This window comes from Bradyrhizobium diversitatis (assembly GCF_016031635.1).
Lineage (GTDB): Bacteria > Pseudomonadota > Alphaproteobacteria > Rhizobiales > Xanthobacteraceae > Bradyrhizobium > Bradyrhizobium diversitatis.
In genome coordinates this window covers 176,129-191,360 of record NZ_JACEGD010000003.1, presented here as the reverse complement: position 1 = coordinate 191,360, position 15,232 = coordinate 176,129, and the positions used below count along the sequence as shown (strand labels likewise).

The following is a 15,232-nucleotide window of genomic DNA, read 5'->3' as shown; positions in this document are numbered from 1 at the left end:
AACATGGTCGAAATACTGATGCAGAAAGTCCACAGGTTAACCGATAATTAACGATAGGTCTTGCCGCCGGCGCGGTGACTTGGTTTGATCGTGTCCATGAGCACAACCCTGATCGAGGTCCGGCCGGCCAAAGCTGCAGATGCAACTGCGGTGGCGTCCACTCATGACGAAGCCTGGCGCTCGGCCTATCAGGGCATCATTCCCGGCGCAGAGCTGGAAAAGCTGATCAACCGCCGCGGTCCGCAATGGTGGGACAGTGCGATCCGCAAGGGCAGCCGCGTCAGCGTGCTCGTGTTCGGTGACAAGATCGCGGGCTATGCGAATTACGGCCGCAACCGCGCCCGCAGCCTGCATTTCGACGGCGAGATCTACGAGCTTTACCTGCGACCGGAATTCCAGGGTCTCGGCTTCGGCCGCCGGCTGTTCGCTGCTGCCCGCCGCGACCTCATGCAGAGCGGGCTGAAGAGCATGGTGGTGTGGGCGCTCTCGGACAACGACCCCGCCACCGAGTTCTACCGCGCCCTGGGCGGCCGCATGGTGGCGCGCTCTTCCGAGCGATTCGGGCCGAAGGCGCTCGACAAGGTTGCCTTCGCTTGGACCAATTGAGCTGCTGAAATCCTACCCGGCAGCGTTTTCCGTCCGTCGATACCGTTGCCTTTCGAGCCGGTGATCGCCGGATTCATTATTTCACAAAAACGCGATGGATCAGCGGGCCAAGCCCGCGTATGACAGCGCCAAAATCGCTGCCGGGCGCGATCTCACCTCGGCAACAACGGAGCCTTGAATGCGTATCGATGCGGTCTCGATCGGGAAAAACGTACCACACGACGTCAATGTCATCATCGAGGTCCCCGTGGGCGGCGAACCGATCAAGTACGAGATGGACAAGGAGGCCGGCACGCTGGTGGTCGACCGCTTCCTCTACACGCCGATGCGTTACCCCGGCAACTACGGCTTCATCCCGCACACGCTGTCGGATGACGGCGATCCCTGCGACGTCCTGATCATCAACACCCGCGCCATCATTCCCGGCGCCGTCATGAGCGTGCGTCCGGTCGGCGTGCTGTTCATGGAAGACGAAGCTGGCGGCGACGAGAAGATCCTGGCGGTGCCGTCGTCCAAGCTCACGCAGCGCTATGACAAGGTGAAGAGCTATTCCGATCTGCCTGATATCACACTGCAGCAGATCCAGCACTTCTTCGAGCACTACAAGGATCTCGAAAAGGGCAAATGGGTGAAGATCCTGCGCTGGGGCGACGCTGAGGAAGCCCACAAGCTGATCCTCGAAGGCATCGAGCGCGAGAAGAAAAAGAAGGGCTAGGTTTCTGTGCCCCGGACGCGGCGCAGCGTGAAACGATGCGCTGCTGAGCCGGGGCCCAGTACAGTGGCGCCATGGGTCCCGGCTCGGCGTCGCGTCATTTCATGCCGCGCCGCGTCCGGGACACGAGAGTTTACTTACACCGCCGGTTTCGGCAGCCTTGCAATCGCACAGGCGGCCCGCAGCGTGTTCACCAGCAGGCACGCCACCGTCATCTGACCGACGCCGCCCGGTACCGGGGTGATTGCACCGGCCACGCCGAGCGCTTCCTGATAGGCGACGTCCCCGACGAGACGGGTCTTGCCGTCTTCCTTCGGGATGCGGTTGATGCCGACGTCGATCACGGTCGCGCCCGGCTTCAGCCAATCCCCGCGCACCATCTCGGGCTTGCCCACCGCGGCATAGACGAGGTCCGCCTTCTTCACGAGACCCGGCAGATCGCGCGAACGCGAATGCGCGATCGTGACTGTGGCGTTTTCATTCAACAGCAGCTGCACCAGCGGGCGGCCGACCAGGTTGGAGCGGCCGATGACGATGGCGTTCATGCCCTCGAGCGAGGCGTGCACGCTCTTCGTCAGGATGATGCAGCCGAGCGGCGTGCAGGGCGACAGCGCCTCGAAACCGCCGGCGAGCCGGCCGGCGTTGTTCGGATGCAGCCCATCGACGTCCTTGGCAGGGTCGATGGCGTTGATGACGGCTCCGGTGTTCAGCCCCTTCGGCAGCGGCAATTGCACGAGAATGCCGTGCACGGCCGGATCGCGGTTGAGCTTTGCGACCAGCGCCAGCAGATCTCCCTGCGAGACGTCGGCCGGCAGCTTGTGCTCGAACGAGGCCATGCCGGCGGCCTGGGTCTGGGTGTGCTTTGAGCGGACATAGACCTCACTGGCGGGGTCGTTGCCGACCAGGACCACCGCAAGGCCGGGGATCAGATTGTGCTCGCGCCTGACCCTGGCAACCTCCTCGGCGACCCGGGCGCGCAGCTCCGCGGCAATGACTTTTCCATCGATGATCTTGGCCGTCATGTCAGTTTCCTTAGTCGTTCGATTTGGCCGACACAAGCTGGCGCAGGGTTTCTCCGAGCCGCGCCGGATCGCCGTCGATCACGATCTGCTTCAGCCGCGAGGTGGCTCCGGATAGCAGCTTTACACTGGCCTTGGGAACGCCGAGCGATTTCGCCAGCAGCACCAGAACCGCCTTGTTGGCCTCGCCGCCATCGGCGATGGCGCGCACCCGCACCTTGAGCACGTTGCGGCCATCGGCCAATTGCTCGATCCCGTCGATGTCGTCGCGGCCGCCGCGCGGCGTCACCCGCAGCGCGATGCTGATTCCTGTGGCCGAGTAGCGCCAGGGTTCTTTATGAGCTTCCTTGGCAACCAAAGGCGCTCCAGCCTGCTCAAATCACGTTCGGGTAGATGTAGTACAGGATCACCCGCTCGACGAACATGATGATCAGGATCAGGATGATCGGCGAGATGTCGAGACCGCCGAGGCTGGGCAGGAAATTGCGAATCGGCGCCAGCAGAGGCTCGGTGATCCGGTACAGGAACTCCGCCACCGCCGACACGAACTGGTTGCGGGTGTTCACCACGTTGAAGGCAATCAGCCAGGACAGGATCGCGGAGGCGATCAGCAGCCAGACGTAGAGGTCGAGCACGATGATGACGATGTCGAGAACGGCACGCATGGCTTATGAGGCCTCTGGCTTTTGAAAACTCTGGCTCGGTCGGGATTGACGCCTTTTGCTAGATATCGGTTCCGTCAGGCCCAAACAAGGGAAGTTCGGGCACCGGAATGGCTAAAACCGGGTTACGCCCGTCCTTGACTTGACCTTGGCGGGGACTTAAATGGCGCCCGGTTGTCGGCCGCATTCACCAGAGCGGCCAGCAAAGGGGCCATAGCTCAGCTGGGAGAGCGCGTCGTTCGCAATGACGAGGTCGGCGGTTCGATCCCGCCTGGCTCCACCACGCTTCGCCCTTCGGGCTACGCGTGGCGCAGCCACGACGGAGCCCGAAGGGCGAAGCGTGGTGTCCGGCGAAGGGCGAAGACGGACTGTCTCCGAATCCTTCCCCTACCTCCCCGTAAACCTCGGCGGCCGTTTCTCCATGAAGCTCGCCACGCCTTCCCTGAAATCACTCCCGTTCAACGCCACCATCATCTCCCGGTTGGCCTCGATCGTCGCCTCGGCAAGCGTCTGGAACGGCGCCTCGTAGAGCTGCCGCTTGATCACCGCCATCGCACTCGGCGAGACGAAATCGGCGAGATCGCGCGCATAGGCGTAGGTCTCCTCGCGCAGCTTCTCCGGCGGAGAGAGCCGGTTGACCAGCCCGACCCGCAAAGCTTCCTCGCTCGATACGCGCCGCGCCGAGAGCAACAGATCCAGCGCATTGGCGTGGCCGACGATCCGCGGCAGCATCCAGCTGATGCCGTGCTCGGCGATCAGGCCACGCCGCGCGAAGGCGGTCGTGAACACGGTGTTGTCGGCGGCAAAGCGCAGGTCGCAATACAGCGCGTGGACGAGGCCGATGCCCGCCGTGGCGCCATTGAGCATGGCGATCACAGGCTTCTTGATCGACGGATAATAGCCGTAGCGCGTCTGCCAATCCGGCCGGCGATTCATGTCGAAGGGCGGCAGGTTCGTGGCGCGCCTGACGTCATCGGGGGCGAGCGCCCTCAGCGCATCCATGTCGGCGCCGGCGCAGAAGGCGCGGCCCGCGCCGGTGAGGATAATGACGCGAACATCGTCATCGCCGCTCGACGCTTCCATCGCGTGGCGCACGTCGCGTTCCATGATCGGCGTCCACGCATTCATGCGATCAGGGCGATTGAGCGTGATGGTCGCGATCTTGTCGTTCACCTCATAGAGAATGTGTTCATAGGCCACGGCGCTCTCCCTTGTCGGCCGGCACGCGTTTGTGCGTGCTCGTTCGCAGTGAGCCTAGCATATCGAGGGAAGAGCCAAGGACTTGCGTGAAGGCGCGATCACTCGGCAGCTTGCGCCAGCATCGGCCGGCGTGCGAGCCAGCCGTTGATGAAGTGATCGAGCCAGGCGCGTTCGGCGACGTCGTAGACGGCGCGATCCGCGAAATGATGATGCCGCTGCCGCGCACCGGGCGCGCTGAAGCCGTCATAGCCGCGCGTGGTCCAGCGATGCATCATCGCGTAGGTCACGTCGGGGTGAAACTGCACGCCGAATGCATTGCCGGTCCGGAACGCCTGCACCGGAAAATCGTCGCCTTCGGCGAGCAGCTCGGTGCCGACAGGCAGCTCAAATCCCTCGCGATGCCAGTGATAGACCTGCGCCGGCCAGTGCGGGCAGAGCGCATGGCCTGCGGCGGTCGGCCTGATCGGGTAATACCCGATCTGCGTCAGCGCCTGCGCATGCGGCGCGACACGGGCCCCGAGTTGCATCGCCAGCATCTGCGCACCCAAGCAGATGCCGAGCAACGGGCGCTGCTCGCGGAGCGGAATTTCGATCCAGTCGATCTCGCGGCGGATGTAGTCATCGGGATCGTTGGCACTCATCGGGCCGCCGAAGATCACGGCGCCGGCATGCCGATCGAGCGTCTCGGGCAGGGGATCGCCGAAGCGAGGACGGCGAATATCGAGGCGATGACCGAGCGCGCGCAGCGCATTGCCGACGCGCCCCGGTGTCGAGCATTCCTGATGCAGGACGATAAGAACCGGCCGCCGGGTTTCAGAGGCGGCGGCGCTCGGCGCCTTCCGTGGGAAGGCCACCACCTCGGCGCCACCAAACCTGTCCGTCCGGAACGACATGGCCTCTGCGAGTGCTATCGGTTCAGACCGCCAGCATAGCTAAGCGATGGTTAACATCGTGTGAGTTCGGGCACACACGCCCCGATCCTGAAGCAAGCTCCGGGCCACTACGGGACTTCAGGATCTCTCTAGTGCCTCTGCCTCTGGAATCGGCTGGTGGCCGCCAGGATGAACCCGCGCGGGAAAAAACGCAGCGCGAATGGCACGATCTTGATACCCAGACCAGGCAGCACTGCCCGTTTGTTGGCCATCAGGCCGCGATACGCCTCCCGCGCAACTTCGGCGGCAGAGACGTTGAGAACGGCCGTATCATGTCCGGACCCAACGCCGGCGCGGGCCTGGAATTCGGTCGGCACCGGGCCCGGGCAAAGCACCGTGACGCGGACGCCGCGCGGTGCAAGCTCCGCCCGCAATGCTTCGGTCAAGGAGATCACATAGGCCTTGGACGCGTAGTAGACGGCCATGCCGGGGCCGGGGAGGAAACCGGCGACCGACCCGACATTGAGAAGACCGCCCTTGTTCCTGATGAGCTGATCGGCAAAGCGCAGCGACAGATCCGTCAGGGCCCGGACATTGACATCGACGATGCCGAGCTGCGCGATGCGATCGCGCTCGATGGCATCGCCGAACACACCGAAGCCGGCATTGTTGACGAGATGGTCGAGCTCGACGCCTTCGGCTGCAAGGGCTGCCGCGATCGTCTCGCCGGCATCCGCTTTCTCGAGATCGCAGGCGATCACGATCGGCTTCTTGCCGCCCTTGGCCGCGAGCTCGTTTGCGAGCGCTTCGAGCCGATCCGCCCGTCTCGCGGTCAATGCGAGGCGGTGTCCATTGGCGGCAAACACACGCGCCAGCTCCATCCCGATGCCCGCCGAAGCACCAGTAATCAACGTCACCCGCTCAGCCACGATGGAAGTCTCTTGAATTCAACTATTTTGGCCCCGCAACGGCGGAACGAGAGCATAGGCCGTGCGCAACAGGCAAGCGCCACTGGCAGCATGGCCGCTTGATCGGAACGACGGACAGTGGTGAAAAACCGTTGATTTGCAGGCGTATTCGGCGCCGGCGACGAACATATTAAACTTTCGTCATGTGTCCGTGCAGGCCGCGATTCGCGGGGTCCAGCGCCGTCAACCACCGACAGCGCTATCCTTGACCTGACCACCGGCACGCTCCGCGACCGCGTGCTTCAGCTCGATCCGGTCGCGCTGGGAAATCCCGAGCAGGTCGGAAGCACGCCAGACGACATTGTCCTCGAACTCGCTGACCTGGCCGTCGGCATAGACCAGCTCCCACATCATCCGGACGATGCGCTTGCGGCCCTCTTCGTCGAGTGAGCGCATGATGACGCTGGTGAAGTGATAAAGGTCTACCGCATCGCCCTCGACCTGGGTGGCGTCCGCGATCAGACGATCCGCAGTGCCGCGATCGAGCCCGAAATGGCTTTCGATCAGGCTGTGCAGCTTGCGCTGCTCAGCCGCGCTCGGCTCGCCGTCCAGCGAGACCACATGGACCAGCAGTGCAGTGGCCGCCAGCCGATAATCGCTGTCGCCGAATGCGCGGTCCGAGGCTTCAGAACCGACAATATCGGCGATGAATTGACGTAAGCCGTCGAGCATAAGGTCCTACCGAGATCGATGACGGCCGCGAGGAGCGCGGCCGTGACCTGCATTATATGAGCGGGAATCTCAACCTGCGCAACGTGCGTCAGCTCCGGGCGCGTATTACGTTTCGGCAATCTGGGCGCGCTTTCTGCCGTCATGGCCGGGCTTGACCCGGCCATCCACGCGTCACCGCGAGGAAGGACGTGGATGCCCGGACCTTCCTCGCCAAAGCGGCTTCGGCCGCGCAGGCGGGACAAGCCCGTGCATGACGGGGCTTGAGGCTGCGGCGCGGCCCACAAATTCACGGGATCTCGTACACCACCATCTTGTCGGCGATGCCACGGAGCGCGGCCTGCTTCTGGATCGGCTTGATCTCGCGCCGCTGGAGGAGTTCAGCCACCGCCGGCGCATCCGCTACCGGGCCGGTGATGTGAATCTCCTGCGCGGTCGACAGGTTCTGCACGCGAGCGGCGATGTTGACGGTCTGGCCGAAATAATCCTGCCGCTCGTTGAGCATGACCGCAAGGCAGGGGCCTTCGTGGATACCGATCTTGAGAATGAGGTCGTTGGCGCCGCGCTGCTTGTTCAATTCCTCCATCGCCGCGCGCATGTGCAGTCCTGCGATGATGGCGTGCTCGGGCCTGACGAAGGTCGCCATCACGGCATCGCCGATCGTCTTCACGACCGCACCCTTCTCGGCGGCGATGATCTCCAGCAGTGCGCGAAAGTGCGCCCGCACGAGATCGAAGGCATTGAGGTCGCCGACCCGCTCATACAGCGCCGTCGAGCCCTTCAGGTCGGTGAACAGGAATGTCAGGGACGTGATCTTCAGTCGCTGGTCGACATTGAGATTGTCGGCCTTGAAGACGTCGCGGAACGTCTGGTTGGACAGCATGCGCTTCGCGGTCAGGATCGGCTTGCGCTTGCCGATCATCTCATGCAGCGCGTCGGCGGCAATCCAGACCGAAGGCAACACGCGATTGTCCGACTGGTTCTCGAGCGTAAGACGCAACGGTCCGGGGCGCATCACGGTGGTCCCCGTCGGCGCCTCCAGCTTGTTGAACATGATCGAAAGCTGCTGACGCTCGCTCGTCGGCTCGCCCTGAACGTCGAGGAAATGGGCGGAATGGGTGACCGGCTCGAAGACGATGATGAACTGGCTGGGCAAGTTTAGCGACAAGATCGCCTTCTCGCCGGCGGGCAATTCGAGTGCTTCGAGCGTCACTTCGTTGATCAGGCGGGAAAAGGATTCCTCGTTGATGTCGACGCCCGAGCTCCAGAACATCTGCCGCACATACTCCCAGATCGGCAACGTCTCGGGATCATGAGCACCGATGCGGCGGACCCGCGGACTGACGGTGAAGGCCACCTCGACCATCTCATCGACGGAGGCCTCGTATCCGGCGGCGCAGAGCGCGCAATTGTAGTCGTCGTGCTTCAGCGACTTCAACGTGGCGTGCGCGCCCAGCACGCCACCGCAACCGGGACACAGCACGTTCCAGCTCATGTCGAACAGGCCGAGCCGCGAGGCGTGCAGGAATCCGGAAATGACCTTCTCCTGGTCGAGCCCGGTACGATTGGCAAAATCCAGCGCATTGATCCGGTTGAGGTCGCGGTCATGACCGTTGGCGATCAGTTGCGCTATGGCCTCCACGACAACGGGGTCGGCGGTCTGCTTCAAAACGGAGAACTGGGCCTGGATGTCGCTCATGGCGGGACTCTATCTAGGGTGGATCACGCCATCGGCCAGACGAGCGCCTGTCACCGACGCGTGATGCGGAACATGGGTGAGTGGTCCGGCTGGGTGGTGACGACGCCGAGCGGGATCACGGGATTCGCGGGGTCGGCAAGCTCGATGCGGAACGCTCCGATCAGCCGGGCCAGGGCCAGCACGGATTCGGCCTGGGCAAACGGCGCGCCGATGCAGACGCGCGGACCTGCGCCGAACGGCAGGTAGGCAAAACGGTCCGGCGCCTCCTTCGACATGAAGCGCTTTGGAACGAACGCGTTCGGCTGGTCCCACAGCTTCTCGTGCCGGTGCAGCAGCCAGGGCGCGATCATGATGATGTCGCCCTTGCCGATCTCGACGCCCGCCGCATTGTCCTTGTCGCGCGCGGCTCGCGCGACCAGGAAGGCGGGCGGATAGAGCCGCATGGTCTCGTCGATCACGGCGCGGGTGAATTTCTGGCGATCGATATCGGCCATGCTGTCGAGATGTTCGCCGCGGGTCTCGGATGCCACCTCCTCCTGCGTATCGGGATCGAGCGCGAGCAGATAGAGCGCCCAGAACAGCGCCGTCGCCGTGGTCTCGTGACCGGCGAGGATCATGGTCGCGACCTCGTCCACCAGCTGCTCGTCCGAGAAGCCCTTGCCGGTTTCGGGATCGCGTGCCTCGTCCATGAGATCGAACAGGTCGCGCGGCGGCGCGCCGTCCTTCTTGCCCATCGCGCGCCGTTCGGCGATCAGCATGGCGACGAACTCGGTCCAGCGCTTCCGGAAACGGGCGCGGGCAAAATCCATTGGACTGGGCCAGGACACCGGCAGCACCATGTCGAGGAAATAGGGACGCCCCAACCGCGCGGCATATTCCATGATGAAGCTGCGCAGGGTCGCGCCGTGCCGGTCCATGCCGAACGAGAACATGGTGCGCCCGGCGATCTCGAGCGTCATGCGCTGCATGACCTCGCGCAAATCGATGTCCTCGCCCATGCGGGCATCCAGTTTCGCGATGGTCTCGTCGAGCACCGCCGTCATGTGCGGAACGAGATTCGCCGTGGCGCGCGGCGTGAAGGCCGGCGCGAGGGTGCGGCGCTGAAATGTCCAGGAATGACCTTCCGCGATCAGAAGGCCGTCGCCGAGCACCGGGCGCAGCATGCGGATGCCGGCCGGCGTGCGCGTGTAGTTCTCGTAGTTGCTGAGCAGAACGTGCCGGATCGCATCCGGCTGGTTCAGAATGAAACTGTTGCGGAAGAAGAAGCGGCCCGGGATGACCTCCTCCTCATAGGCGCGCTGCCCCCAGGTCGCGATCATGTTCTGCCTGACAACCGCGAGACGGCCGAAGAATGACATGTCGTCGGGCGCACGCGGAGGAGCCGGAGGGATGATGGGCCGACGCACGCTGGCGAAGTTCATGGCTCTCTCCCGCAGATGTGACGCGGCTAAACAGCTAATAAGTCAGCTCGGCGATCGCAATCCTGTTCTCGGCGGCAGGCCAGGCGCGCGCCACGATCCGTTCTTCGCCGAATTGGGCCACGATGTTACGCCCGATCTCGCTGGACGGAAGCCGCAGGGTTGCTGCCGCATCCGTGGGCACGCCCGGCTTGACGTCGGCCGGCTCCTTGCCATCGAACAGAACCACGTCCCGCGGCAGGCCGAAATAGCCGCGCGGCCGCGACATGATCACGACCGCCCCTGCGTCCTTGTCTGCCGGCCCGAGCGGCCGCGCAGGCCGCAGGTGCACGACGTCGGACGAGCGTGGGAACGGAGAGCGGTAGATGTGCGTCGTCGGCGCATCCGGCGAGGTCAGGACGAATTCGAGCGTCCAGGCCGGATCGACCTGGGCCGGCCCCCAGCGGCCGTCGGCAGCGGTCTTTGCGGCGTGCAGCGCACCACCCTTGCGCTCCCCGGTATCAGGATCGACACGGAAGACATCGACGGTTGCGCCCGCGACCGGTCGATTGGTCGGCACACCGCCTGGCGCGCCGGTGACAAGCCCGCTCAGCTTCACGCTGGTTTCGGGCACGATCGCGATGCGGACGGGCTCGCGGCCGGCGATGAACTTGTAGATCTCGCGGAAGGCGCGAGGGTGAAATGCCACCTCGCGATGATCGAGCGCACCGAGCACGAGGTTGGTTGCGCCCTTCAGCTCAGGCCCCTCGGCGGTCACACCGGTCGGCGTGCCGGGCTTGCCGATGAAGCGGCCGTCGGCTTGCGCATATTTGTCCATGCCGTCGCTGCGCAGGGTGAGGAAGGCAACGCCCGGCGTCACCTCGCTCTCGCCCTCGTTCAGGCCGCGCAGGAATACGCCGCGGCCGTTGAACTCGTTGTTCGGCTGGTCATCGGTCGCGAACACGCCGTGATTGGGCGTGCCGCACAGGACGGCGTGGCTGACATCGCCCGCACCGCCGTTCCTGATGACGTTGCGGATCGCATAGCCCCCGCGCGAGCTGCCGACCAGGGCCACCCGCGCCGCACCGGTCCGGCGCTTCAATTCAGTGATGGCAGCGGCGAGCTCGCGGCGCTGGTCCTCGGTCGAGGAGCGGTTGGCCTGCTCGACCTTGTCGTCGCTGCGCGCCAGGGGATCGGTGAAATTGATCGCCATCATGCGCTCGCGGGCGATGCCGTTTGATTCCATCCGCCACAAGGTCGTCATCCAGAGCGCGTCGTAATCGCCATTGCCGTGGACGAACAGGATCGGCGGCACGTCGGTGCTCGGCGGGACGCCAGGTGCGGTCTGGGCGATCGCGCCGGCCCGCATGCTCGCAACCGCGAAAGGCAGGCTGCCGGCTCCCAGCAGGATCGTCCGTCGCGACAGCCTCATCTGTTCCTCCCGGCAAAACCATGCCTTTGCACCGCTTATACCTGCCTAACCACTGGACAGCGAAGGACTTTCGCAGGCATCAGTGATCCGATCGGAATCGCTGAAGCTAGTTCTGACACCCGATATGGAAGGGGATATGACCGAGCAGACGAACCGCCAGACATTTGCCGGCGACGGCATCACCGCCCCGCTGCGGTACACATTGTTCCGGCGCATCTGGCTCGCCAGCCTGCTCTCCAATCTCGGCCTCCTGATCCAGGGCGTAGGCGCGGCCTGGGCGATGACGCAGATGGCCGCCTCGGCCGACAAGGTGGCGCTGGTGCAGACCGCACTGATGCTGCCGATCATGTTGATCTCGATGCCCGCCGGGGCCATCGCCGACATGTATGACCGCCGCATCGTCACCCTGGTCTCGCTGTCGATCGCGCTGATCGGCGCGAGCGCGCTCACCGTTCTGGCCGGCCTCAACCTGATCACCCCCGAATTGCTGCTCGTCTTCTGCTTCGTCGTCGGCAGCGGCAATGCGTTGTTCGGCCCGGCCTGGCAGTCCTCGGTCAGCGAACAGGTGCCGCCCGAGGCATTGGCGTCCGCGGTGGCGCTCAACGGCATCAGCTACAACATCGCGCGCAGCTTCGGTCCTGCGGTCGGCGGCGTCATCGTCGCTGCGCTCGGCGCCGTGGCCGCGTTCGCCTGCAATGCGATCCTCTATCTGCCGCTGCTGGTGGTGCTGCTGCTCTGGCGCCGCAGCACCGAGCCCTCGCGCCTGCCGCGGGAAAAGCTCAACCGCGCCATGGTCTCGGGCGTGCGCTACATCACCAATTCACCGCCGATCAAGATCGTGCTGTTGCGCACGCTGGTGATGGGCCTGATCGGCGGCGCCGTGATGGCGCTGATGCCGCTGGTCGCACGTGACCTCCTGCATGGCGGGGCGCAGACCTACGGCATCATGCTCGGCGCCTTCGGCATGGGCGCGGTGATCGGCGCACTCAACATCCACGAATTGCGCAAGCGCATGAGCGGCGAGGCCGCGATCCGCGCCTGCACCATCTCGATGGCGTTCGCGATGGCCGCCCTCGCGGTGAGCAGCGAGCCGGTGCTGACGGCAACTGCGCTGGTGCTGGCCGGGGCGGTCTGGATGGCTGCGATCGCGCTGTTCAACATCGGCGTGCAGCTGTCGGCGCCGCGCTGGGTCGCGGGCCGCTCGCTCGCGGCGTTCCAGGCCTCGATCTCCGGCGGCATCGCGATCGGCGCCTGGGGCTGGGGCCGTCTCACCGACTATGCCGGCGTCGAGACCGCATTGCTGACGGCGGCAGGCCTGATGCTGATCTCGCCGTTGCTCGGCATCTGGCTCACGATGCCGCGCGTCGGCGCGCGCAACGAGGATGCGGACGTGCTGGCCGATCCCGAGGTGAGGCTCTCGCTGACCGGACGCAGCGGACCGCTGGTGGTCGAGATCGAATACCGGGTCTCGCAAGAAAACGCGCGCGCGTTCCACAACGTGATGCAGGACGTGCAGCTCTCGCGCCAGCGCAACGGCGCCTATGGCTGGTCGATCGCGCGCGACATTGCCGATCCCGAATTGTGGACCGAGCGCTATCACTGCCCAACCTGGTTCGACTACCTGCGCCAGCGCAACCGCTCGACCCAGTCCGAACGCGCCCTGCATCAGCAGGCGATCGACTTCCACGTCGGCCCCGAGCCGGTGCGGATCCGCCGCATGCTCGAGCGCCCGTTCGGTTCGGTGCGCTGGAAGGACGACACGCCAGACCGCGCGAACAGTGAGGTGCTGCCGGTGGTTGCGACCGCTGCGGGCAGCAGCACATGACGTTGTCATTCCGGGGCGCGCGAAGCGCGAGCCCGGAATCCATTTCTCTCAGGAGTTGGCCGCCCGATGGATTCCGGGCTCGCGCCTGACGGCGCGCCCCGGAATGACGTCACTGCCCGTGCTGGGTCAGCACCTTGTCGCAAGCCTTGCTCAGCTTGGTGCGGTTCTGCTTCAGGCAGGCCAGCACGGCGCCGTCGCCATTGTTCATCACGGGGCGGCAGAAGCGCGTGACGTCGCGCGCGCAGGCATCATGGCCGGGCTGCTGTTGCGCGGAGGCGCTCGATGCGCACAGGAGCAAAGGAATGATGAAAAGAAATCTGGCCATCGCGAAATGCCTCTTACCCGGAAGAATATGCGGGCGAAGCTAGTGCGGCGATCCCAAAGCCGCAACGGGTTTATTGTCCGGCGACCAGCGCCGCCGCGTAGCCCCGGCGCGAGCCCGGGGGACATGGCGAGGGGAGCTGCCGGCGCAATCGACGGCGTCGTGGTTACTGCTTGTCCTGGGCGTCAGCGACCTTGCGCGAGGCGCCCTTGGCGAGGGTCTTATCCATCACCGCGCGGCAGCCGGCGCTGAGATCGGAGCGATGCTTGATCATGCACGCCGTGATCTTCGGGATGTTGGGGATCTCCGCCGAGCAGAGGCGGAAGGCATCGCCGGTGCACATCTGCTGCGCCTCGGCCGAGAAGGCGAAGCTCGCGCCGGTCGAAGCGATCGAGACGATGGCGGCAAAGCCCAGAGCCAGGCTGGTGTCGCGGATCCTGCTGGTAAACGACTTGGCGTTCAGAGACCTGGTCATTCGAAGCTCCCAATGGCTCCGCGCAAAACGGGCCGGTTGTTGATGGGAGCCACGATGCTCCGGCAAAACCGTTTCCACTGTGATGACCCTCACGGGAGACCCATCCTCTGTGATCCCGGTCACTTAGGCGCACCCCGCTGAAATTCCTCCGCAACCCCTGTCGTGTTGGTGTCACGTTAACTCTTACTTCGCATTAATGGCTGATCGCGCGGAAAATTCCGCTTGTTTGGTTGCGTAATTGGAAAGAGCAGCGATGCGTAATGCGTTGGGCCTGATGCTGGCCAGTGTAGTTGCGGCGGTCGTGATCGCCGCCGGCGGTTGGTTCTATTATTCCGCGCGCGCCGACCAGGGCGCTCCCAAGACAGTTGCCGCTCGTGCCGCCGATCAACTGCCGGCACAAGCGAAGCTCGCCGCCAAGGATGACGTCGAGACCACCGCGGCGATCGCGGCCAAGCCCACGGCAGCCGCGCCCGCCCCGGCCGTTCCGATGCAGCCGAAACAGGCCTGCGCCAATCCGAACGCGCTGGGCGTGTCCCGCGTGGTCGAGATCGACACCACGGGCGGCCCCGGCTTCGGTTTCGAGCACTTCAAGCAGTTCGACTTCCTGACCGACAAGGAGGTCGTGCTGACCTTCGACGACGGTCCGTGGCCGGTCAACACGCCCGCCGTGCTGAAGGCACTCGCGGACGAATGCACCAAGGGCCTGTTCTTCTCGGTCGGCAAGCACGCGACCTACCATCCGGAAATCCTGAAGCAGGTGCTGGCCCAGGGCCACACGGTCGGCACGCACACCTGGTCGCACGTCAACCTCAACAGCAAGAAGATGACCGAGCAACAGGTCAAGGACGAGGTCGAGAAGGGTTTTAGCGCAGTGCGGTTTGCGCTCGGCACCAATCCGGCACCGTTCTTCCGCTTCCCGCAGCTTCAGCACAACCCGGCGATGGTGAGCTATTTCGGCACCCGCAACGTCGCGATGTTTTCGACCGACATCGACTCCTTCGACTTCAGGAAGGGTGCCACGCCTGAGAAGATCGTCGAGACCGTGATGACCAGGCTCGACAAGCTCGGCAAGGGCATCATCCTGATGCACGATTTCCAGAAGCACACCGGCGAAGCCATGCCGGCGCTGCTCGCGCGGCTCAAGGCCGGCGGTTACAAGGTCGTGCAGATGAAGGCCAAGGCGAGCCTCCAGACGCTGCCCGAATATGACGAGGCGCTGATGAAGGACATGAAGGTGCCGACCGCCGGCACGAATGCACGCCCGATCTCGAGCGTGGTGCAGACGGTGTCGCAGTAAAGCGCGATCGCGCGGGGCGCTGAGGTCGTCGTTGTTGTGGTCACGGCGGGAACGGTCACTCCAACAGGCGCGGTGAT

At 64.6% G+C, this 15,232-nt stretch carries 16 protein-coding genes and 1 tRNA gene; 5 read left to right on the top strand and 12 right to left on the bottom strand.

Annotation, left to right across the window (positions count from 1 at the left end):
• Positions 1-96: 96 nt before the first annotated feature.
• Together H1B27_RS03915 and ppa are read left to right on the top strand one after the other, a co-directional pair.
• Positions 97-606 (top strand): GNAT family N-acetyltransferase, encoded by a 510-nt coding sequence (locus H1B27_RS03915; protein WP_024338772.1) that lies wholly within the window; start codon positions 97-99, stop codon positions 604-606.
• Between the two features lie 178 nt (positions 607-784).
• Positions 785-1,321 carry an inorganic diphosphatase gene (gene ppa / locus H1B27_RS03910; RefSeq protein WP_028177050.1) on the top strand — a complete coding sequence of 179 codons (537 nt, stop codon included), beginning with the start codon at positions 785-787 and terminating at the stop codon, positions 1,319-1,321.
• Between the two features lie 134 nt (positions 1,322-1,455).
• Here ppa and folD read toward each other — a convergent pair whose 3' ends face one another.
• From folD to H1B27_RS03895, 3 genes are read right to left on the bottom strand one after another with little or no spacing between them, the layout of a single operon-like run.
• Entirely contained in the window at positions 1,456-2,340 is an 885-nt protein-coding gene (gene folD / locus H1B27_RS03905) for a bifunctional methylenetetrahydrofolate dehydrogenase/methenyltetrahydrofolate cyclohydrolase FolD (RefSeq protein WP_061880109.1), read from the bottom strand.
• Between the two features lie 10 nt (positions 2,341-2,350).
• Positions 2,351-2,695, bottom strand: coding sequence for a DUF167 domain-containing protein (locus H1B27_RS03900; RefSeq protein WP_061880108.1), 345 nt, complete (start codon positions 2,693-2,695; stop codon positions 2,351-2,353).
• Positions 2,696-2,711: 16 nt separating this feature from the next.
• The gene (locus H1B27_RS03895; RefSeq protein WP_028177047.1) at positions 2,712-3,002 is read right to left on the bottom strand and encodes a YggT family protein; all 291 of its coding nucleotides are present in this window, start codon (positions 3,000-3,002) and stop codon (positions 2,712-2,714) included.
• 204 nt (positions 3,003-3,206) lie between these two features.
• Here H1B27_RS03895 and H1B27_RS03890 point away from each other — a divergent pair.
• Positions 3,207-3,282 (top strand) — tRNA-Ala (locus H1B27_RS03890).
• 104 nt (positions 3,283-3,386) lie between these two features.
• On the opposite strand, the gene H1B27_RS03885 is transcribed toward H1B27_RS03890, so the two are convergent.
• The 7 genes from H1B27_RS03885 to H1B27_RS03855 all read right to left on the bottom strand — a co-directional run bounded on the left by H1B27_RS03885 (position 3,387) and on the right by H1B27_RS03855 (position 11,236).
• Entirely contained in the window at positions 3,387-4,199 is an 813-nt protein-coding gene (locus H1B27_RS03885; protein ID WP_061880107.1) for an enoyl-CoA hydratase, read from the bottom strand.
• A 98-nt stretch (positions 4,200-4,297) separates the two neighbouring features.
• Positions 4,298-5,092, bottom strand: a complete 795-nt coding sequence (locus H1B27_RS03880) for a glutamine amidotransferase (protein ID WP_197965068.1) — start codon at positions 5,090-5,092, stop codon at positions 4,298-4,300.
• A gap of 128 nt (positions 5,093-5,220) precedes the next feature.
• On the bottom strand, positions 5,221-6,000 hold the full coding sequence (locus H1B27_RS03875; RefSeq protein WP_197965067.1) for an SDR family NAD(P)-dependent oxidoreductase: 780 nt from the start codon (positions 5,998-6,000) through the stop codon (positions 5,221-5,223).
• Positions 6,001-6,222: 222 nt separating this feature from the next.
• A complete protein-coding gene (locus tag H1B27_RS03870; protein ID WP_061880104.1) occupies positions 6,223-6,711 on the bottom strand; it encodes a tellurite resistance TerB family protein in 489 nt (162 codons plus the stop codon).
• Between the two features lie 286 nt (positions 6,712-6,997).
• Positions 6,998-8,407: an adenylate/guanylate cyclase domain-containing protein gene (locus H1B27_RS03865; protein WP_197965066.1), complete on the bottom strand. Its 1,410-nt coding sequence runs from the start codon at positions 8,405-8,407 to the stop codon at positions 6,998-7,000.
• Between the two features lie 50 nt (positions 8,408-8,457).
• Positions 8,458-9,828: a cytochrome P450 gene (locus H1B27_RS03860; RefSeq protein ID WP_197965065.1), complete on the bottom strand. Its 1,371-nt coding sequence runs from the start codon at positions 9,826-9,828 to the stop codon at positions 8,458-8,460.
• Between the two features lie 34 nt (positions 9,829-9,862).
• Positions 9,863-11,236, bottom strand: a complete 1,374-nt coding sequence (locus tag H1B27_RS03855; RefSeq protein WP_197965064.1) for a hydrolase — start codon at positions 11,234-11,236, stop codon at positions 9,863-9,865.
• A gap of 136 nt (positions 11,237-11,372) precedes the next feature.
• Here H1B27_RS03855 and H1B27_RS03850 point away from each other — a divergent pair, with 136 nt between their 5' ends.
• The gene (locus H1B27_RS03850) at positions 11,373-13,061 is read left to right on the top strand and encodes an MFS transporter (RefSeq protein ID WP_197965063.1); all 1,689 of its coding nucleotides are present in this window, start codon (positions 11,373-11,375) and stop codon (positions 13,059-13,061) included.
• Positions 13,062-13,170: 109 nt separating this feature from the next.
• Here H1B27_RS03850 and H1B27_RS03845 read toward each other — a convergent pair whose 3' ends face one another.
• A complete protein-coding gene (locus tag H1B27_RS03845; protein WP_061880099.1) occupies positions 13,171-13,386 on the bottom strand; it encodes a hypothetical protein in 216 nt (71 codons plus the stop codon).
• A gap of 163 nt (positions 13,387-13,549) precedes the next feature.
• Positions 13,550-13,858, bottom strand: coding sequence for a hypothetical protein (locus H1B27_RS03840; RefSeq protein WP_061880098.1), 309 nt, complete (start codon positions 13,856-13,858; stop codon positions 13,550-13,552).
• 253 nt (positions 13,859-14,111) lie between these two features.
• Here H1B27_RS03840 and H1B27_RS03835 point away from each other — a divergent pair, with 253 nt between their 5' ends.
• A complete protein-coding gene (locus H1B27_RS03835; RefSeq protein WP_197965062.1) occupies positions 14,112-15,155 on the top strand; it encodes a polysaccharide deacetylase family protein in 1,044 nt (347 codons plus the stop codon).
• Positions 15,156-15,232: the final 77 nt, after the last annotated feature.